Genomic DNA, 19,096 nt, shown 5'->3' with positions numbered 1-19,096 from the left:
TCCAGATAGGGAGCAAGGAAAGCCTCGTTGCCCGAGGCCACGTAACCACGAATGCCGGTCTCGATGTTGACCATATTGACCAGCATATAGTCAGCCGTGCCCATCACCTCGTAGGTATGAACATTCATGGAGCTGGCGGCTCCCAGCTGTTGAAATTGAACAGCGACAAGGCACTTCCCGCCAGTGACACCACCACCATGCAAAGAAAGGCCAACCCCAATTTTCGACCAACGGTAGGAGGCAATCATGAGTTTCGGCGGATTCAACGACAACCAGAACTCGGCCCCGATGGCCGACATCAACGTCACCCCCATGGTCGACGTGATGCTGGTGCTGCTGGTGATCTTCATCATCACCGCCCCCATGTTCACCCACGCCCTGAAGCTGGACCTGCCTACCGCGCAATCCAGTCCGGCCCCGGAAAAACCGGAAACCATCACCCTCGGCATCGACGCCGCCGGCAAGCTCTACTGGAACGACCAGCCGGTCAGTCAAGCCGAGATGGATACGCGCCTGGCCGCCGCTGCTGAAAAGAAACCCCAGCCCGAGCTGCAACTGCGCGCCGACAAGTCGACCCGCTACCAGACCATCGCCGAGCTGATGTCGGCTGCGCAGGGTGCCGGCCTGACCAAGCTGGGCTTCGTCACCGATCCCAAGGCCAGCAGCAAGGCGCCGGCCCCGGCAAACTGAGTAAAACCGATTGAGCAAGAAGAGAGCGACATGGCCACCGTACAACTGGCGGGCGACCGCATCACCGACTGGGACAGCTTCCACACCGAGAGTGTGCAAGCCTTCGGCTTCCCGGATTTCTATGGCCGCAGCATGGATGCCTGGGTCGATTGCCTGTCCTACCTGCGCGATGAGGATGGCATGTGCAAGTTCCGGTTGAAGCCCAAGGAAGTGCTGACCATCGAGATCAGCCACAGCGCCGAGTTGCATCAGCGCCTGCCGGCGCTGGTGGAAGATGTGGAGTTCTGCTGCACGGCCATCAATGACCGCTGCGAGGATTATGGCGAGCCGCCGGTGATCGAGCTGGTCTGGAAGTGAGCCTGCCTGTTTTCACTTTCCTTCACATCGTCCACATCGATCCCGCAGCTCAGGCCGATCTGGCGGGCAGATCAGTCGATTAATTCATCTCCATCGTAAAAAGGATAGGGCCCATCGAATTGACCGATGAAGGCCGTATGGCTGACCAGGCTGCTGGTGGCCGCATCCCACCAATGCAACTGGTAACCGGGCGGCTCCATGACGAAGCAGGACGGCGCCTGCGGGTCCAGGTCCAGCTGCACCTGGTGCGACACGCCCGGACAGGTGCTGGCCAGCGTGCCGCCAAAACGCCGCTGGATGGAGCGGTGCAGGTGACCGCACAGGATGCGCTCGACCTGCGGATGCTTGCGCACCACCGCCTCCAGCGCCGCTGGATTGGCCAGGCCCATGTCATCCATGTGACCGATGCCGGTGGTAAAGGGCGGATGGTGCATGGCGACCACGGTGGGACGCTGCGGCTGCTGCGCCAATACCTCATCGAGCCACAGCAGGCTGGCCGCTGACAACTCGCCGCCGCTGGCACGCGGGATCACGCTATCGAGCGCGATGAGGCGCACCGGATAATCCTCGATCACGTATTCGATACGCTCGCCCCCTTGCTGCAGGTAGGCATGTTCCGGGAAGGCTGCGCGCAAGGCATTGCGCTCATCGTGATTGCCCGGCAGCAGGTAGTAAGGCATGGTCAGCGGCGCCAGCAGTTCGCGCAGGCAGGCGTATTCGGACGGCTTGCCGAAGTCCACCAGGTCACCGGTGATGATGAGCACGTCGGGGCGCTGCTTCAAGGAGTTGACCTGCGCCACGCAGCGACGCAGGCTCTCGGCGGTATCCACCACGCGATAGGATTTCTTGCCATCGGTCTTGATGTGCAGGTCGGAAATCTGTCCCAGTATCATGCGTTCTCCTTCTCGGCGCGCGGCGCCAGCTTGACCAGGGCCTCGGCCGAGACCCGGATGCCGATCTGCTGCCCCGCCTGCCACCAGCCGCGGCGGCTGGTCTCGGCGATGACCGGACGCTCCACGCCGATCTCGATTTCGAAACGGGTGCGATCACCCAGGAAAAAGGTATTGATCAACTTGCCGCGCACGCATTGGGGATCGGCCTCGGTAATGTCCACCACCTCGACATCCTCGGGGCGGAACATGGCGCAGGCCGGCTGGCCCTGCAATGCCGCATCCAGCGTATCGACCAGCGGCAGGCTGCCGGTGGGCAACAGCAGACGATCACCCGAGACGATGCCGTGCACGCGATTCATCGCGCCGATGAAATCGGCCACGAACTCATTGGCTGGATGATAGTAGATCTCTTGCGGCGTGCCGATCTGCGAAATCTTGCCACGCTCCATGACCACGATGCGGTCGCCCAGCGCCATCGCCTCGCCCTGGTCGTGGGTGACATAGATGGCGGTGATACCCAGGCTGCGCAAGAGCTTGTTGAGGTCGCTGCGCACCGCTTCGCGCAGCTTGGCGTCCAGCGCCGTCAAGGGTTCATCCAGCAGCAGCACGCGCGGCTCCATGGCCAGTGCGCGCGCCAGCGCCACGCGCTGCTTCTGGCCGCCCGAGAGCTGGTCCACGCGCCGATGCGACAGGCCCTGCAGATGCACCATCTCCAGCAGGCGCTCGACCCGCTCGACGCGTTCGGCGGCCGGGATCTTGCGGATCTTCATGCCATAGGCAATGTTCTCGCCCACGCTCATGTTGGGGAACAGCGCATAGTTCTGGAACACCATGCCCACCCCGCGCTTTTCGATGGGCAGCGCGGTCACGTCTTCGTCGCCGAAGAACACCTGCCCGCCCATGTCGGGGAATTCGAGACCGGCGATCATGCGCAGCGTGGTGGTCTTGCCGCAGCCCGAGGGGCCCAGCAGGACCAGGGTTTCACCGGGATGAATTCCCAGTCCAGAGGCTGCAGGGCGCGCGTGCCATGGCAAAGGACTTGGGCATTTGTGCAGGCGAATGAAACCGGCTTGTTGTTTGAACTTCATAGACTGATTTTCTTGCGTGGTGCCGGGGTACCCACTGCCTACCGATGAGGAGCGGGATGATCTTGAAAAAGAAGATCAGCGTATAGGCCGATCCCACCTCCAGCCGCATCGATGCATAGGCATCGGCCAGGCCCACCGGCAAAGTCTGGGTCAGCGGTGTGTGCAGCATCCAGGTGATGTTGATTCGCCGATGGACAGCGTCACCACCATCAGCGCACCGGCCAAAATACCCGAGGCGCAATTGGGAATGACGATGCCGAAGAAACGCCGCATCCGTCCGGCCCCGAGGCTGGCGGCAGCCTCTTCCAATTGGGCCAGTTGCGAGGACTGCATCACCGCCAGTACCGGACGCACCATGAAGGGCAGCGTGAAGATCACATGGCCCACCAGGATGAAGAGGATGCTGGCGCGAAAATCACGCCACTGACCATAGGCCATGATCAGCGCCAGCGCCGTGGCCAGGCCCGGCACGGCCACCGGCATCATCAGCAATTCCTCGATCACGCGCGCCAGGCGGCTGTTGCCCCCGCGGTAGCGCGCCAGCATGTAGGCCAGCGGCACCCCGGCCACCAGTGTCACCACCAGGCAAGCCAGGGCGATGATGAGCGAACGCCAGATGGTGGGCTGGTACATGTCCCACACCTGGGCCACCCAGCGCAGCGTCAAGCCGCTGGACAAGCCGACGAAGAAATTCTCGGTCACGCCGGCCAGCATCGACAGCACCACCGGCACCACCAGGAAGGCGCACACCAGCAGCGTGAAGGCCAGTTGCACATAAAAACGGAAACGATTCTGCATGAGCTGCTCCTTATGCCGCCGCCGCAACGCCACTGCCGGTCAGCGAGCGCGCCAGTGCCAGCATGGCCCAGGTGATCACCCCCAGCACGATGGACAGCGAGGCGGCCGTGGCAAAGTTGGCGTAGCCGGTGAATTCGTTATAGATGGTCATGGGCAGCACATCGATATTGGCCGCCAGCGTGAAAGCAGTACCGAAGGCCCCCACACTGGTGGCAAAACAGATCGCGCCCGATGAGATCAAGGCCGGCAGCAAGGCCGGCAATACCACGTGCAGCAACACCTGCCAGGGGCGCGCACCGAGCGAACGGGCGGCTTCTTCCAGCGAGGGATCGAGCTTCTCGGCTGCGGCCACCACGGTCAAGATCACGCGCGGAATCGAGAAATACAGGTACCCCAAAAACAGCCCCGCCAGCGAATACGCAAACACCAGCGACTCACCGAAGATCCAGTTGCTCAAGGCGCCGATCAAGCCCTGGCGCCCGGCCAGCATGATGACCATGAAGCCGACCACCACGCCGGGAAATGCCAGCGGGAAGGTCAGCATGGCCAGCAACAGCGACTGGCCAGGAAAACGATGACGTTGCAGGAACAAGCCAACGAAGACCGAGATGGCCAGGGTCGCTGCGGTGACCACCGCCGACAGCACCAGGGTGGAGACCAGGCTGGCAAAGTAATGGCGGTTGGTCAGCACCGACAGGTAGGCCATGGCCCCCTCCGGGCCGGACGCCCCCACCCCCACCAGCCGTACCATGGGCAGCAGCCAGAAGGCGCAGAACAGCGTCAGCCCCGGCACGGCGAAGCACAGCCACACGCCATTGCCGGCCGCACGCGGACGGGGATTGGCCGGCTGCTTTGGCGGCGCGGCCGGATTGGCAGTGGAAATCACGGTTTTCATGCTTGCTCCTGCGGCCTGCATTTAGCGAACTTCCGCCAGGTAGCGCTCGCCGAACTTGCGCTGGGCTTCAGCCATCTTGCCGTAGTCGACCGACTTGGCACGGGCGTATTCGGTAGCCGGCAGGAAGCGCGATTCAGCCTCCTTGGACATGGCCGAAGCACGCACCGGACGCAGATAGGCATTGGCCCAGATGGCCTGGCCCTGGTCGGACAGCAGGAAGTCCAGCACCTTCTTGGCGTCGGCCTGGTGCGGCGCGTTCTTCACCAGCGACACCACGTAGGGCACGGTGACGGTACCTTCGGTGGGGATCACGAAGGCGACGTTGGCGTGGTCCTTGTACTTGGCGCGATAGGCGTCGAAGTCATAGCCCAGCAGGATGGGGATCTCACCCGAGATCAGACGGGCGTAGGAAGTCTGCTTGGGGACGATGGGCTGGTTCTTCTGCAGGTTCTTGAAGTAGTTGATGGCCGGCGAGAAATCGTCCAGCGTGCCGCCCAGTGCCTGGTTGATCGCCACCGCGCCGACATAGCCGACGAAGGCCGAGGCCGGGTCCAGGTAACCGATCAAGCCCTTGTATTCCGGCTTTTGTAGGTCAGCCCAGGACTTGGGAACCGGCTTGCCCTTCAAGGCATCGACGTTGACCATGATGCCCATGGTGCCGGAGTGGATGGTGAACCAGTAACCGTCCGGGTCCTTCAGACCGTTGGGGATATCGTTCCAGTGTGCCGGCTTGTAGGCGGCCACCAGATCCTTGCTCTTGGCTTCAATGCCGAAGGACACGCCGAGATAGGTGAAGTCAGCCACCGGGCTGGCCTTCTCGGCGGTCAGTTGAGCCAGGGCCTGGCCACTGTTCTTGTTGTCGGGCGGCACGGTGATGCCGGTCTTGTCCTTGATCGCCTTGATCTGGGCGGCCCAGTCAGCCCACTCCGGCGGGCAGTTGTAGCAGATCGCGGTTTGGGCCGATGCGGCCAGGGAAGCCGACAGCAACAGCGCGCCGGTAGCGGTTTGAATAACACGTTTCAGGAACATGTCAGATCCTTTCCAATAGGTTGAATAACACAGGGACGACAAACGATAGAGGACAGATGTCAAAGGACAGATGTCAAACGACAGACATCAGGAATCAGGAACATCCGCGACGTAAAAAAAAAAGACACCTACTACAAACTCGACGACGACACCGCCGCCACCGATCCACCCTGGCGCAACACATGCGGCAGGATGTGACGCACCTCGGCGGCGGCCACCGGAGCGGCGCCCTCGACATCGGCCACAGCCGGCACGGCACGCTCGATGGCATCGACCAGGGTACGCAGAGCCACCTCGCCGATCTGTTCCGAGGGCTGGACCACACTGGCCAGCACCGGCTGCACCAGGGCGCCGACCGGAATGCCGTCGAAGCCCATCACCGAGATATCGCCCGGCACCTGCAATCCCAGCGCGCGCAAGTCGCGCATGGCGCTCAAGGCCAGCAGGTCGTTGGAGCAGAACAAGGCCGTGGGGCGCTGCCGCGGATCGGCCATCATCTGCTGGTAGTCGGTGGCGGCGGTGAGGGTGTGGCGCTCCACCTCGATGGCCGGCAGCGGTGTCAGGCCGGCCGCGCGCATGGCGTCGAGGTAGCCGTAATAGCGCTGCATGGCGCGGTCGGAGGCGGTGAAGCGGCCCGAGAGCATCTGGATGCGGCGATGCCCCAGCCCGATCAGGTAGGCCACCGCATCACAGGCGGCGGCGCGGTTATCGACCGAGACCGAGGCGCGACGCGCCACCGTCTCCACGCCCGCCAACTGGTTGTAGGTCAGCACGAAGGGAATGCGCTCACGCTCCAGCAAGTCCAGCGTGGCATTGGCGCCGGCATCGGCCACCGTCAGGATCACCCCGTCCACCCGATGGCCCAGCAGCAGCTCGACGGCGGCCGACTCCTCTTCCGGCAGGTATTCGGTGGTGGTGAACATGACCGAGTAATCCAGCGTCCGGGCGGCCAGCTCTATGCCTTGCAGGCACTGGGCGAACACCGTGTTGGACAAGGTGGGCAGCACCACGCCCACGGTGCGCGAGTTGCCGGCACGCAGGTTGCGGCCGGTGAAATTGGGACGAAAGCCCAGTTCGGCAATGCTGCGGTGGATCTTCTCGGCCGTCTCCGCGCTCACCGAGCCGGGCTTGTTGAGCAGGCGGGAAACAGTGGCAATGGAGACGCCAGCCAGATGGGCAACTTGTTTGATGGAGGGACGCACGGCGGTACCGGGGGCAAATGAAAACGATTTCATGATGCCGTTGGATTATTACGCCCTCATGACCATGCAGGGGGTGTGGATATGAAGCAAAACGCCCGGGAGGGCTGGCTTGCCGCTCTTTAGACGCAAGCACAGTTGGGTGCCAAATTCATCTACTAAGCAATAAAAAATTGCTTTTTCACAATTTTTCGAGATTTTACAAGAATACTTTCGAGAAACATCCACTCGATCGCTGTCAATGGTTTCATATGCAAGGCCGGCCAGCAGCGCTGGTCAGCCACACGACTCCAGCCCATCGCCCCCCCCAAAAAAATGGGCTGGAAAAGTGTAGCTGCTATCCCTGTCGCCGCCCTGCTCAGGCGCAGGGATCTTTGCCCGCCTCTTCACGGAGGCGGGCTTTTTTTTGCATTGCCGGGGACGGGGCTGGGCATGGGCCGACCAGGATGCGGCCCGGAATGCCGCGCCAGGGTGGCGAGCCGGTATAATGCAGGGTTTCCGATTGCATTCCCTTCCCAACCGAATTCCATCCGTATCAGCCGTCATGCAAGATAAATACAGCCCCGCCGAAGTCGAACAGTCCGCGCAGCAGCATTGGAACGCCATCGACGCCTACAAGACCGTCGAAAACGCCCGTGACAAGGAAGGTCGCGACAAGAAGAAGTTCTACGCCTGTTCGATGCTGCCCTACCCCTCCGGCAAGCTGCACATGGGCCACGTGCGCAACTACACCATCAACGATGTGATGTATCGCTACCTGCGCATGAACGGCTACAACGTCTTGATGCCCATGGGCTGGGACGCCTTCGGGATGCCCGCCGAGAACGCCGCCATGGCCAATGGCGTGCCGCCGGCGCAGTGGACTTATTCCAATATCGACTATATGAAGTCGCAGATGCAGTCCATGGGCCTGGCCATCGACTGGTCGCGCGAGATGACCGCCTGCCGTCCCGAGTACTACAAGTGGAACCAGTGGATGTTCCTGAAGATGCTGGAGAAGGGCATCATCTACAAGAAGACCGGTACCGTGAACTGGGACCCGATCGACCAGACCGTGCTGGCCAACGAGCAGGTCATCGATGGTCGTGGCTGGCGCTCGGGCGCCGTGATCGAAAAGCGCGAGATCCCGATGTACTACGCCAAGATCACCGACTACGCCGACGAGCTGCTGGAACACGTCGAGACCAAGCTGCCCGGCTGGCCCGAGCGCGTGCGCCTGATGCAGGCCAACTGGATCGGCAAGTCCACCGGCGTGCGCTTCGCCTTCCCGCACCAGATCAAGGGTGCGGACGGCCAACTGATCAACGACGGCAAGCTGTTCGTCTTCACCACCCGCGCCGACACCATCATGGGCGTGACCTTCTGCGCCGTGGCCCCGGAACACCCGCTGGCCACCCTCGCCGCAGAAAACAATCCGGCCCTGCAAGCCTTCGTCGCCGAATGCAAGCAAGGCAGCGTGATCGAAGCCGACATGGCGACCATGGAAAAGAAGGGGATGCCCACGGGCCTGTTCGTCACCCATCCGCTGACCGGCGACCAGGTCGAGGTATGGATCGGCAACTATGTGCTGATCACCTACGGCGATGGCGCCGTGATGGGCGTGCCGGCGCATGACGAGCGCGACTTCGCCTTCGCCCGCAAATACAATCTGCCGATCAAGCAAGTCATCGGCGTGGAAGGCAAGACCTACTCCACCGAAGCCTGGGAAGAATGGTACGGCGACAAGGAAGCCGGCAAGACCATCGCCTCCGGCAAGTACGATGGCCTGGGCTACCAGGCGGCCGTGGATGCAGTGGCCGCCGACCTGGCAGCACTTGGCCTGGGCGAGAAGAAGGTGACCTTCCGCCTGCGCGACTGGGGCATCTCGCGCCAGCGCTACTGGGGCACCCCCATCCCCATCATCCACTGCCCGGATTGCGGCGACGTGCCGGTGCCCGAGAAAGACCTGCCGGTGGTGCTGCCGGAAGACTGCGTGCCGGACGGCAGCGGCAACCCGCTCAACAAACATGAGCAATTCCTGAAGGTCGACTGCCCTTGCTGCGGCAAGCCGGCACGCCGCGAAACCGATACCATGGACACCTTCGTGGACTCGTCCTGGTACTACATGCGCTATACCTCGCCGGGCAGCAACGATGCCATGGTGGACGCCCGCAACGATTACTGGATGCCCATGGACCAGTACATCGGCGGCATCGAACACGCCGTGCTGCACCTGCTGTATGCGCGCTTCTGGACCAAGGTCATGCGCGACTTCGGCCTGGTCAAGTTCGACGAGCCCTTCACCAACCTGCTGACGCAAGGCATGGTCTTGAACGAGACCTACTATCGGGAAGACGCCGCCGGCAAGAAGACCTGGTACAACCCGGCCGATGTGGACCTGTCCTTCGACGACAAGGGCCGCCCGGTGTCTGCCGTGTTGAAGGAAGATGGCCAGCCGGTGATGATCGGCGGCACCGAGAAGATGTCCAAGTCCAAGAACAACGGCATCGACCCGCAAGCCCAGATCGACCAGTACGGTGCCGACACGGCCCGTCTGTTCACCATGTTCGCTTCGCCCCCGGAACAGACCCTGGAATGGTCCGGTGCCGGTGTCGAAGGCGCCAACCGCTTCCTGCGCCGCGTCTGGGCGTTCGGCTACAACCACGCCGCGCGCATTACCGCTGCAGGTGCCATCGATGCGGCCCAGCTCGACGATGGCTTGAAGACCCTGCGCCGCGAAGTGCACAAGGTCTTGCAGCAAGCCGACAACGACTTCAAGCGTATCCAGTACAACACCGTGGTCTCGGCCTGCATGAAGATGCTCAACACGCTGGAAGCGGCCAAGCCGGCTGCCGGTGCGGCCGGTGATGCCGTGCTGGCCGAGTGCTTCTCGATCTTCCTGCGCGTCTTGAACCCGGTCGCCCCGCACATCACCCACGTGCTGTGGCAGCAACTGGGCTATGCCGGCACGCACGGCGACATCCTCGACGCCGCCTGGCCGCAGGTCGATGCCGCCGCGCTGGAGCAGAGCGAAATCAAGCTGGTGGTGCAGGTCAATGGCAAGCTGCGCGGCGAAGTCACGGTTGCCAAGGAGGCCGACAAGGCCACCATCGAAGCGGCGGCCCTGGCCAACGAAGACGTCAAGAAATTCCTGACCGGCGCACCGAAGAAGGTGATCGTGGTGCCGGGCAAGCTGGTCAACATCGTTGCCTGATCCGGCCCAACTTTAACGACGGAACTCCATGCGCGCTCAAGTCCAAATCAAGCGTTTCTCACAATGGCTGCTGCTGGTGGCCGCAGCCGTGATGCTCACGGCCTGCGGCTTTCATTTGCGCGGCGCGGTCGACCTGCCCTTCAAGACCATCTACCTGGGCTTCGGACCCAATTCGCCGGTAGGCGTGGAACTGAAGCGCAACCTCGAAGCCAGCGGCGCCAAGGTGCTCAGTGATCCCAAGGAAGCGGAAGTCAACCTGAAGGTGCTGGCCGACACCCGCGACCGCCAGGTGCTGACCTTGAACACCAACGGCCGCGTGCGTGAATATGCACTGTTCCAGCGCTTCACCTTCTCGGTGACCGATGCCAAGGGTGTGATCGTGATCCCGCCCACGGCCATCACCCTGCGCCGCGTCATCACCTATGACGAAAACCAGGAACTGGCCAAGCAAGCCGAAGAAGCGCTGCTCTATCGTGACATGCAGTCCGACCTGGTGCAGCAGATCCTGCGCCGCCTGTCGGCCTCCAAGAACGCCATCCATAACGAAAAGGCTGCGGCCGATTCGGACTCCTGATCGGCTCACCCGGACTGCCATGCAACTGCGCCACGACTCCCTGGACGCCCATCTCGGCAAATCGCTGGCGCCACTGTACGTGATCGCCAGCGATGAGCACCTGCTGGCGCTGGAGGCGGCCGACAAGATCCGCCGCAGCGCCCGCGCCCAAGGCTATACCGAGCGTGAAGTGCTGGTGGTGGAGCGCAGCTTCAAGTGGGGCGAACTGCTGGCGGCCAACCAGTCGCAATCGCTGTTCGGCGACAAGAAGCTCATCGAGTTGCGCATCCCCACCGGCAAGCCCGGCAAGGATGGCGGCCAGGCGCTGCAGGATTACGCGGCCAATCTTTCACCCGACAATCTCACCATCATCAGCCTGCCCAAGCTGGACTGGGCCACGCAAAAGGCGGCCTGGGTCGGTGCGCTGCAACAGGCGGCGGTCTATATCGACATCCCGCTGGTGGAACGCGCCCAGTTACCGGGCTGGATCGGCAACCGCCTGGCGGCCCAGCAGCAGAGCGCCGAGCGGCCCTGCCTGGACTTCATCGCCGATCGCGTGGAAGGCAACCTGCTGGCCGCGCACCAGGAAATCCAGAAGCTGGCCCTGCTCTATCCGGCTGGTCAGCTCAGTTTCGAGCAGGTGCAGGATGCGGTCTTGAACGTGGCCCGCTACGATGTCTTCAAGCTCAACGAAGCCATGCTCTCCGGCGACATCGCACGCCTGACGCGCATGATGGAAGGCTTGAAGGGGGAAGGCGAAGCACTGCCGCTGGTGCTGTGGGCTGTCACCGAAGAAATCCGCACCCTGCTCAAGCTGAAGTCTGGCATGGCCCAGGGCAAACCCGTGGGCGCCTTGCTCAAGGAATACCGCATCTGGGGCCCGCGCGAGCGGCTGATGGAACCGGCCCTGCGCCGCATCAGCCTGGCCACGCTGGAACAGGCCTTGCAGGAGGCGGCCCTGGTGGACCGCATGGTCAAGGGCCTGCGCGCCCGCGCCTTTGCCGGCGACCCATGGGACGCCCTGCTGCAACTGGGCCTGAAGCTGGCACGCGGACGCTGACCCGCACCGAGAACCCACATCGACATCGAACCCGACGCGCTCATTGACCGCGCCAAGCAGGAACCCGAATGGAAAACATCGAACTCTACATGAACCGCATCGGCCAACAGGCCCGTGCCGCCTCGCGCGCCATGGCGCGCGCCGATACTGCCGCCAAGAACCAGGCGCTGCTGCTGATCGCCGCCGCCATCCGGCGCGACGCCGAGCTGCTGCGCGCGGCCAATGCGCTGGACCTCGACGCGGCCCGCGCCAATGGCTTGGCCGAAGCCATGCTGGACCGCCTGACGCTGTCGGACAAGGCCATCGCCACCATGGCCGAAGGCCTGGAGCAGATTGCCTCCCTGCCCGACCCCATCGGCGAGATCAGCAACATGAAGTATCGCCCCACCGGCATCCAGGTCGGCCAGATGCGCGTGCCGCTGGGCGTGATCGGCATCATCTACGAAGCTCGACCCAACGTGACGGTGGATGCGGCGGGCCTGTGCATCAAGAGTGGCAACGCCACCATCCTGCGCGGCGGTTCCGAAGCCATCCATTGCAACCAGGCCTTGGCCAAGCTGGTCAAGGAAGGCCTGGCCGGTGCCGGCCTGCCTGAGGAAGCGGTGCAAGTGGTCGAGACCACCGACCGTGCCGCCGTGGGTGCGCTCATCACCATGCAGGAGTACGTGGACGTGATCGTGCCGCGCGGCGGCAAGGGCTTGATCGAGCGCCTGATGAAGGAAGCCAAGGTGCCGATGATCAAGCACCTCGACGGCATCTGCCATGTCTACATCGATGACCGTGCCGACACCCGCAAGGCGCTGGACGTAGCCTTCAACGCCAAGTGCCATCGCTACGGCACCTGCAACACCATGGAAACCCTGCTGCTCTCGCGCAACATCGCCGCGGCCGTGCTGCCACCGCTGTCCGAGCTGTATCGCGTCAAGGAAGTGGAATTGCGCTGCGACGCCGAAGCCGCCGAGATCCTGGCCGACTACCCGTTCCTGAAGGCGGCCACCGACGAAGACTGGGACACCGAATACCTGGCCCCGATCCTGGCCGTGAAGGTGGTGGCCGACCTGGAAGAAGCCATCGAGCACATCAATCGTCACTCTTCCCAGCACACCGACAGCATCGTCACCGAGGACTACACCCGCGCCATGCGCTTCCTGCGCGAAGTCGATTCGGCCTCGGTCATGGTCAATGCCTCCACCCGCTTTGCCGATGGCTTCGAATATGGCCTGGGTGCAGAGATCGGCATCTCCAACGACAAGCTGCACGCGCGCGGCCCGGTGGGGCTGGAAGGCTTGACCTCGCTGAAGTATGTGGTGCTGGGCCAGGGGCAAGTGCGTCAATAAATCTCTGAGCACCCATTAGCGCCAACGTCACATCAACCTCATCGACAAGGACCGTCATGCTCTGGATCAAAGCCCTGCACATCGTCTTCATCGCCTCCTGGTTCGCCGGCCTGTTCTACCTGCCGCGCATCTTCGTGAACCTGGCGCAGGAAACCGACCTGGTCGCCCGTGAGCGCCTGCTGGGCATGGCGCGCCGGCTGTATCGCTTCACCGGCATGATCTCGCTGGTAGCGCTGGCGCTGGGCGTGTGGCTGCTGGTCATCACCTGGCAGTTCTGGAAGGGGCCGGGCAACGGCTGGCTGCACGCCAAGCTGTTACTGGTGGTGCTGGTGATCGGCTACCAGCACGCCTGCGGCTCCCTGCTCAAGAAATTCGAGCACGGCAAGAATACCCGCAGCCACCTCTGGTTCCGCTGGTTCAACGAAGTGCCGGTGCTGCTGATGCTGGCCATCGTGATCCTGGTGGTCGTCAAGCCATTCTGATTGCTGTATCCACGCACGATTCCCCACCCTCATCCATTCCGGAGCCGGTCATGAGCAAAGTCTGTGAGTACTTCTTCGCGCCACATTCCCCCTTCGCCTACCTGGGCCACGAGCGCTTCGTCGCCCTCGCCGAAAAATACCAGGTGCAGATCCTGCCCAAGCCCTTCGACCTGTCCAAGATCTTCGGTGTCTCGGGCGGCCTGCCGCTGGCCAAGCGCGCACCGCAACGCCAAGCCTATCGCTTGAAGGAACTGGCGCGCTGGAGCGAATTCCTGGCTAAACCCATGGTGTTGCAGCCGACCTATTTCCCGGTCAACAGCGACACCGCGGCGCGCCTGATCATCGCCACCCAACTGGCCCACGGCACCGCCGCCGCGCTGCGCCTGACCGGCGCCATCATGCGCGCAGTGTGGGAAGAACAGAGGAACATCGCCGACACCGATACCCTGGTGGCCATCGCCAACGTGCTGGAGCACGATGGCGCGGCGCTGCTGAAGTCGGCCGAGACCGCCAGCGTGCAGGCCGAATTCGACCGCTTCACCGATGAAGCCAATGCCGCCAGCGTCTTTGGCGCACCGTGGTACATCTACCAGGGCGAAGGCTACTGGGGCCAGGATCGCCTGGACTTCGTCGAGCGCGCCTTCGCCAAAGGCTGACGCGGCCAGCGTACAATGACGCCGGACTGCGCCCTTGCAGTCCGGCGTTTTCATTTTTGAAACCCTGTTTTCCAACGGATAAAAGGTACTCCCATGCAATCCCCCGACACTCACTACTCTTACTTCTGCCCCTGCCCGCGCGGCCTGGAAGTGGCCCTGGCCGAGGAACTCAACGAGATCGCCCAGCACGCCGGCGCCGCTGCCAACCTCAAGGTGCACAACCAGGTGCCTGGTGGCGTGCATTGCTCCGGTACGCTCCTGGCGGCCTACCAGATGAACCTGCACTCGCGCATCGCCAGCCGCGTGCTGCTGCGCATGGGCCATGGTTCCTACAAGAACGAAAACGACATCTACGACCTGACTCTCGCGCAAGCCTGGGAAGACTGGTTCAAGGTCTCGCACACCATCCGCGTGGACCTGACCGCCGTAAAGTCACCCCTGCGCAGCCTGGAATTCACCACGCTCAAGATCAAGGATGCCATCTGCGACCGCTTCCTCGACCAGTTCAAGCTGCGCCCCTCGGTCAACACCCGCACTCCCGACATGCGTATCGCCGGCTTCGTCGATGCCCACAATTTCACGGTCTACCTGGATACCTCGGGCGAGGCGCTGTTCAAGCGCGGCTGGCGTGAAGAAACCGGTGACGCGCCGCTGCGCGAAAACCTGGCCGCAGGCCTGTTGCGCACCGCTGGCTGGAAGCCGGGCGTGCCGCTGTTCGATCCCATGTGCGGTTCCGGCACCATCCTGGCCGAGGCTGCGCAAATCATCGCCGGTGTGCCGCCGGGGGCGCGCCGTCGCTTCGCCTTCGAGAAGTTCAGCAACTTCGATGCCGATGCCTGGTTCGGCATCAAGGGCGACTTCAAGCCCAATCCGATCCCGACCACCCCCACCCTCTTCGGCAGCGACATCTCCGGCGACATGGTGGAGTTGACCCGCAAGAACCTGCTGCGCGCGGGCGTGCATTTCGAAGTGCCCTTGAAGCAGATCGAGGCACAGGAAATCAAACCGCCGCTGGACGCCGAAGGCCAGCCGCTGGTCGGCATCATTCTCTCCAACCCGCCTTACGGCGAACGGATCGGCGTGCGTGGTGATCGCGCCCTGCCTACCGAGGAATTGTTTACGCAATTCTTCAGCGCCTTCTCCAGCACCTTGAAGCAACGCTTTGCCGGCTGGCGCGTGTTCCTGTTCTCGGCCGACCTCGGCCTGCCCAAGCTGATGCGCCTGAAGGAGTCGCGCAAGACGCCGTTCTTCAATGGCGCACTGGAGTGCCGCCTGTTCCGCTTCGACATGGTGGCCGGCTACAACCGTCGCGAGGAAGCCAAGCCGGTGGCGCGCGACAGCGAAGACTGATCGTTCTGGCACGGAAGGATTGTCAACTTCTGCAAGACAATCCTTCCCGCCGCAGCCGGTTTATCCGGCTCGCATTCTTCCCTACAGTGTGGACATGGCCAGCCTCGATGCACCCGCAAGCAAAAAACGCGCAAGGGCCGACCTGCCTTCATCCACTCCACACTTTTCCGGGATCATCATGACTACCGTTACCGTCAACACCCGCGCCGACTATGCCGCCTTCCTGCTGCGTGTCACCATGGGCGTCTTTTTCCTGGTCCACGCCGGACTGAAAATCTTCGTCTTCACCCCGGCCGGCACGGTCGGCTTCTTCGCCTCGCTGGGTGTGCCCGGCTGGTTCGCCTATCCGGTCATGGCGCTGGAAGTGGTGGGTGGCCTCGCGCTGGTACTGGGCTACTATGGCCGCTGGCTGGCCCTGCCGCTGGCGGCCGACCTGCTGGGCGCCATCGTGCTGGTGCATGGCAAGGCCGGCTTCTTCTTCACCAATCCCAATGGCGGCTGGGAATACCTGGCGCTGTGGATCGTAGGCCTGATTGCCTTGTTCCTGCTGGGCGACGGCGCCTTTGCCATGAAGCGTGAAGAGCCACGCTGATCACAAAGCTCTGACATCAGAGCTCTGACCACGCAAGCAGCCGGGCCATGCGCCCGGTCTCGATGTTTTGGATAATTCGTTTTTGCAAGGAAAGCATCATGTCCACCAGTTCCGATAGCCTCCATCTGCCCTCGTTGTTCGTCTCGCACGGCTCGCCCATGCTGGCCGTGGAACCCGGTCGCACCGGTCCGCTGCTGGCCGGCATTGGCGCGGCGCTGCCACGCCCGCGCGGCATCGTGGTGATGTCGCCGCATTGGGAGACGTTCACCCCGCGCGTGGGCAACCAAGCCCAGCCGCGGGTGATCCATGACTTCGGTGGTTTCCCGCCCGCCCTGTATGAACTGGACTATCCCGCCCCCGGTGCACCGGCCCTGGCCGAACACGTGGCGCAGCGCCTGCGCGATGGCGGCCTGCCGGCCCATACCGATGGCGGTTGGGGACTGGACCACGGCGCCTGGGTACCGCTGCGCTACCTGTATCCCCAGGCCGATGTGCCGGTGATCCAGCTTTCACTGCAATCGCAGCAGCCACCGGCCTATCACTTCCAGGTCGGACAGTTGCTGGCACCGCTGGCCAAGGAAGGCATCCTCTTGATCGGTTCGGGCAGCTTCACCCACAACCTGCGCGAGCTGCGCCGCACTGACAGCGCGCTCGGCGATGCGCCGCATACGCTCGAATTCCTGCAATGGTTCCTGGACCAGATGCAGGCCGGCGACCTGCAAGCCCTGTTCGGCTACCGGACCACCGCCCCGCACGCGGTGCGCACCCACCCCAGCGATGAGCACCTGTTGAGCCTGTTCTTCGCCATGGGCGCGGCCGATGACTGGACCCGGCTGGTACACCTGGACAGCGGTTCGACGTATCATAGCCTGCGCATGGATGCCTTCGCCTTCGGCACCGCCTCCAGCCTGCTGGCACAACTACCGGCAGCCGCCTGAGCCACCGCCTCCCCGCGATGCGCCAGCGCGGCGCCATCTCGGGGGAAAAACGATTTGAACAAACTGCGCGAAATCGAATGCTTCATCGCCGTGGCCGAGCTCGGCAGCTTCGTCAAGGCCGCCGATGCGCTGGGCATTTCCAAGGCCGCGGTCTCGCGCACGGTACTGGAACTGGAAGCCCGCCTCGGTTCGCGCCTGATGCAAAGAACCACGCGGCGACTGTCCCTCACCGAAGCCGGCGCGCTCTACCTGGAGCGCTGCAAGCAGATCGTGGCCGCCCTGGAAGAGGCCGACGACCTGCTGGCCGCCGGCAGCACCAAACCCAGCGGCCTGTTGCGCATCAATGCCCCGCTCACCTTTGGCGTGCTGCACCTGGCACCGCTGTGGCCGATGTTCCTGGAGCGCTATCCAGAGGTCGAGCTGGACATCACCTTGTCGGACCGCATCATCGACATCATCGATGAAGGCTACGACCTGGCCATCCGCATCGCCCGCCTGTCGGACTCGACGCTGGTGCATCGCAAGCTCACCAGCACCAGCCTGCCGATCTGCGCCTCGCCCGCCTACCTGGAAAAGCACGGCACGCCGCGCCATCCGCATGATCTGGCGCAGCACCAGATCATCAGCTACAGCTACAACCACGGCAAGGATGAATGGCAGTTCAGCGGCCCCGAAGGGCCGGTCAGCGTGCGGGTCAATGCGCGGATGCACGTCAACAATGGCGATAGCTGCGTACAGGCGGCGCTAGGCGGCATCGGCATCACGCGCCAGCCAACCTTCATGATCGACCACTATCTGCGCAGTGGCCAACTGGTCCCCCTGCTCACCGACTTCACCGCGCCCGACCTGGGCATCTATGCGGTCTATCCCAGCCGCGCGCACCTGCCGGCCAAGGTCAGGGCCATGCTGGATTTCCTGGCCGACGCCTTCGCCCAGGTGCAATGGAGCGATTGACTGCGCAGCGCAGAAAAAGCGGAGGGAAGACGGACAGTGGCCTTCCCTGGCGCCACTGTCCACATCACGGCAACATCACATCAACGTCAAGCCTGCTCAGGCGGCAGTTCGACCTTGTAGATTTCCTTGCCATCGGTGTTGTGCAGGGTGACGGTGAGCGTCTTGCTCTTCGCATCAATCTTGCCAATACCGAAGAACTGCAACAGGTCGGCCGGTGAACGGTTCTGCTTCATATCGGCCGGAATGCTGACGAAACGCACATCCGGGCCAAAGGTACGGTCGATCTCGCCGGGACCGAAGGTGCCCGCATTGATCGGCCCGCCGACGAATTCCCAGAAGGGCTTGAAGTCGGTGAACTGGGCGCGTTCGGGCGAGTAATGCGTGGCCGAGGCGTAGTGCACGTCGGCCGTCACCCAGACCACGTTCTTGATGTCGTGCTGCTTGATGAAGCGCAGCAGCTCGGCCACCTCCAGCTCGCGCCCGGAAGGCTGGCCATTGTCGGCATTGGCCCAGGCTTCGAAAGTACCCTTGGGCACGTCCGGGTTCAGGTCCGGCACCACGATGGACAAGGGCATGTCGCTGGCGATCAGCTTCCAGGTCGAGCGCGAGCGCAGCAGGGCTTGCTTGATCCAGCGCATCTGCTCGGGACCGAGGAAGTCGGCATCATGGCCGCCCTTCTGGCGGTTGGGCGAGTTCCTGCCGCGATAGCTGCGTTCATCCAGCATGAACACTTCCAGCAGCGGCCCATGGTTGAAGGCACGATAGATGCGGAACGGATCGGCGCTGTCGATGCGGAACGGGTTGTGCTCGAACATGGCCTGGCGCGCACGGGCTGCCAGCACGTCGATGTTGCGTTCGTCGTAACGCTTTTCCTGGGGGCCGATCACCTGCGTCGGATACCAGTTGTTGCGCACCTCGTGATCGTCCCACTGCACCAGGAACGGCACCTCGGCGGCGAAGCGGCGCTTGTTGGCGTCCAGCATGTGTAGGCGAAGTTGCCGCGATAGTCGTCCAGCGTCTGCGCCACCTTGG

General features: G+C 63.2%; 17 protein-coding genes and 3 pseudogenes. 12 read left to right on the top strand and 8 right to left on the bottom strand.

Annotation, left to right across the window (positions count from 1 at the left end; all coding sequences use genetic code 11):
- Positions 1 to 248: CHASE3 domain-containing protein (locus tag I5W_RS29235; RefSeq protein WP_252716841.1), on the bottom strand; the 248-nt coding region annotated here is incomplete at its 3' end.
- On the opposite strand from I5W_RS29235, the gene I5W_RS01175 reads away from it, so the two are divergent.
- A complete protein-coding gene (locus tag I5W_RS01175; RefSeq protein WP_044527870.1) occupies positions 247 to 690 on the top strand; it encodes an ExbD/TolR family protein in 444 nt (147 codons plus the stop codon). The two genes, I5W_RS29235 and I5W_RS01175, sit on opposite strands and share 2 nt — an antisense overlap.
- Positions 691 to 720: 30 nt before the next feature.
- Positions 721 to 1,047, top strand: a complete 327-nt coding sequence (locus I5W_RS01170; protein ID WP_044527869.1) for a barstar family protein — start codon at positions 721 to 723, stop codon at positions 1,045 to 1,047.
- Between the two features lie 71 nt (positions 1,048 to 1,118).
- Here I5W_RS01170 and I5W_RS01165 read toward each other — a convergent pair whose 3' ends face one another.
- The 6 genes and pseudogenes from I5W_RS01165 to I5W_RS01140 form a co-directional block, all read right to left on the bottom strand.
- Positions 1,119 to 1,940 carry a phosphodiesterase gene (locus I5W_RS01165; RefSeq protein WP_044527868.1) on the bottom strand — a complete coding sequence of 274 codons (822 nt, stop codon included), beginning with the start codon at positions 1,938 to 1,940 and terminating at the stop codon, positions 1,119 to 1,121.
- Positions 1,937 to 3,028 (bottom strand): annotated as a pseudogene (locus I5W_RS01160) (ABC transporter ATP-binding protein). The gene I5W_RS01165 and the pseudogene I5W_RS01160 overlap by 4 nt, the downstream one beginning before the upstream one ends.
- 22 nt (positions 3,029 to 3,050) lie before the next feature.
- Positions 3,051 to 3,826, bottom strand: a pseudogene (locus tag I5W_RS01155) (ABC transporter permease); the annotation flags it as partial.
- A 10-nt stretch (positions 3,827 to 3,836) separates the two neighbouring features.
- Positions 3,837 to 4,721 (bottom strand): ABC transporter permease, encoded by an 885-nt coding sequence (locus I5W_RS01150; RefSeq protein WP_044527867.1) that lies wholly within the window; start codon positions 4,719 to 4,721, stop codon positions 3,837 to 3,839.
- A 21-nt stretch (positions 4,722 to 4,742) separates the two neighbouring features.
- Complete coding sequence (locus I5W_RS01145; RefSeq protein ID WP_017455273.1) at positions 4,743 to 5,750, bottom strand: ABC transporter substrate-binding protein; 1,008 nt, start codon at positions 5,748 to 5,750, stop codon at positions 4,743 to 4,745.
- Between the two features lie 131 nt (positions 5,751 to 5,881).
- Entirely contained in the window at positions 5,882 to 6,952 is a 1,071-nt protein-coding gene (locus I5W_RS01140; protein WP_044527871.1) for a LacI family DNA-binding transcriptional regulator, read from the bottom strand.
- Between the two features lie 541 nt (positions 6,953 to 7,493).
- On the opposite strand from I5W_RS01140, the gene leuS reads away from it, so the two are divergent.
- The 10 genes from leuS to I5W_RS01090 all read left to right on the top strand — a co-directional run bounded on the left by leuS (position 7,494) and on the right by I5W_RS01090 (position 18,064).
- Entirely contained in the window at positions 7,494 to 10,142 is a 2,649-nt protein-coding gene (gene leuS / locus I5W_RS01135; RefSeq protein WP_017455275.1) for a leucine--tRNA ligase, read from the top strand.
- A 28-nt stretch (positions 10,143 to 10,170) separates the two neighbouring features.
- Positions 10,171 to 10,716, top strand: coding sequence for an LPS-assembly lipoprotein LptE (locus I5W_RS01130; RefSeq protein WP_017455276.1), 546 nt, complete (start codon positions 10,171 to 10,173; stop codon positions 10,714 to 10,716).
- Between the two features lie 19 nt (positions 10,717 to 10,735).
- The gene (holA, locus tag I5W_RS01125) at positions 10,736 to 11,755 is read left to right on the top strand and encodes a DNA polymerase III subunit delta (RefSeq protein ID WP_017455277.1); all 1,020 of its coding nucleotides are present in this window, start codon (positions 10,736 to 10,738) and stop codon (positions 11,753 to 11,755) included.
- 68 nt (positions 11,756 to 11,823) lie between these two features.
- Complete coding sequence (locus tag I5W_RS01120; protein ID WP_044527866.1) at positions 11,824 to 13,092, top strand: glutamate-5-semialdehyde dehydrogenase; 1,269 nt, start codon at positions 11,824 to 11,826, stop codon at positions 13,090 to 13,092.
- A gap of 56 nt (positions 13,093 to 13,148) precedes the next feature.
- Positions 13,149 to 13,574 (top strand): CopD family protein, encoded by a 426-nt coding sequence (locus tag I5W_RS01115; protein ID WP_044527865.1) that lies wholly within the window; start codon positions 13,149 to 13,151, stop codon positions 13,572 to 13,574.
- Positions 13,575 to 13,624: 50 nt separating this feature from the next.
- On the top strand, positions 13,625 to 14,230 hold the full coding sequence (locus tag I5W_RS01110; protein ID WP_044527864.1) for a 2-hydroxychromene-2-carboxylate isomerase: 606 nt from the start codon (positions 13,625 to 13,627) through the stop codon (positions 14,228 to 14,230).
- Positions 14,231 to 14,323: 93 nt separating this feature from the next.
- The gene (locus tag I5W_RS01105; RefSeq protein ID WP_017455281.1) at positions 14,324 to 15,580 is read left to right on the top strand and encodes a THUMP domain-containing class I SAM-dependent RNA methyltransferase; all 1,257 of its coding nucleotides are present in this window, start codon (positions 14,324 to 14,326) and stop codon (positions 15,578 to 15,580) included.
- 178 nt (positions 15,581 to 15,758) lie between these two features.
- On the top strand, positions 15,759 to 16,172 hold the full coding sequence (locus I5W_RS01100; RefSeq protein WP_044527863.1) for a DoxX family protein: 414 nt from the start codon (positions 15,759 to 15,761) through the stop codon (positions 16,170 to 16,172).
- Positions 16,173 to 16,270: 98 nt separating this feature from the next.
- Complete coding sequence (locus tag I5W_RS01095; protein WP_044527862.1) at positions 16,271 to 17,110, top strand: dioxygenase family protein; 840 nt, start codon at positions 16,271 to 16,273, stop codon at positions 17,108 to 17,110.
- A 54-nt stretch (positions 17,111 to 17,164) separates the two neighbouring features.
- Positions 17,165 to 18,064, top strand: coding sequence for a LysR family transcriptional regulator (locus I5W_RS01090; protein ID WP_044527861.1), 900 nt, complete (start codon positions 17,165 to 17,167; stop codon positions 18,062 to 18,064).
- An 86-nt stretch (positions 18,065 to 18,150) separates the two neighbouring features.
- Here I5W_RS01090 and I5W_RS01085 read toward each other — a convergent pair.
- Positions 18,151 to 19,096, bottom strand: a pseudogene (locus tag I5W_RS01085) (alkaline phosphatase D family protein); the annotation flags it as partial.

Source organism: Herbaspirillum sp. B65 (assembly GCF_000333555.1).
In the GTDB taxonomy this organism is placed as follows: domain Bacteria; phylum Pseudomonadota; class Gammaproteobacteria; order Burkholderiales; family Burkholderiaceae_D; genus Herbaspirillum; species Herbaspirillum rubrisubalbicans.
The sequence above is the reverse complement of the archived record's forward strand: the minus strand, read 5'-3'. Positions and strand labels throughout refer to the sequence as shown.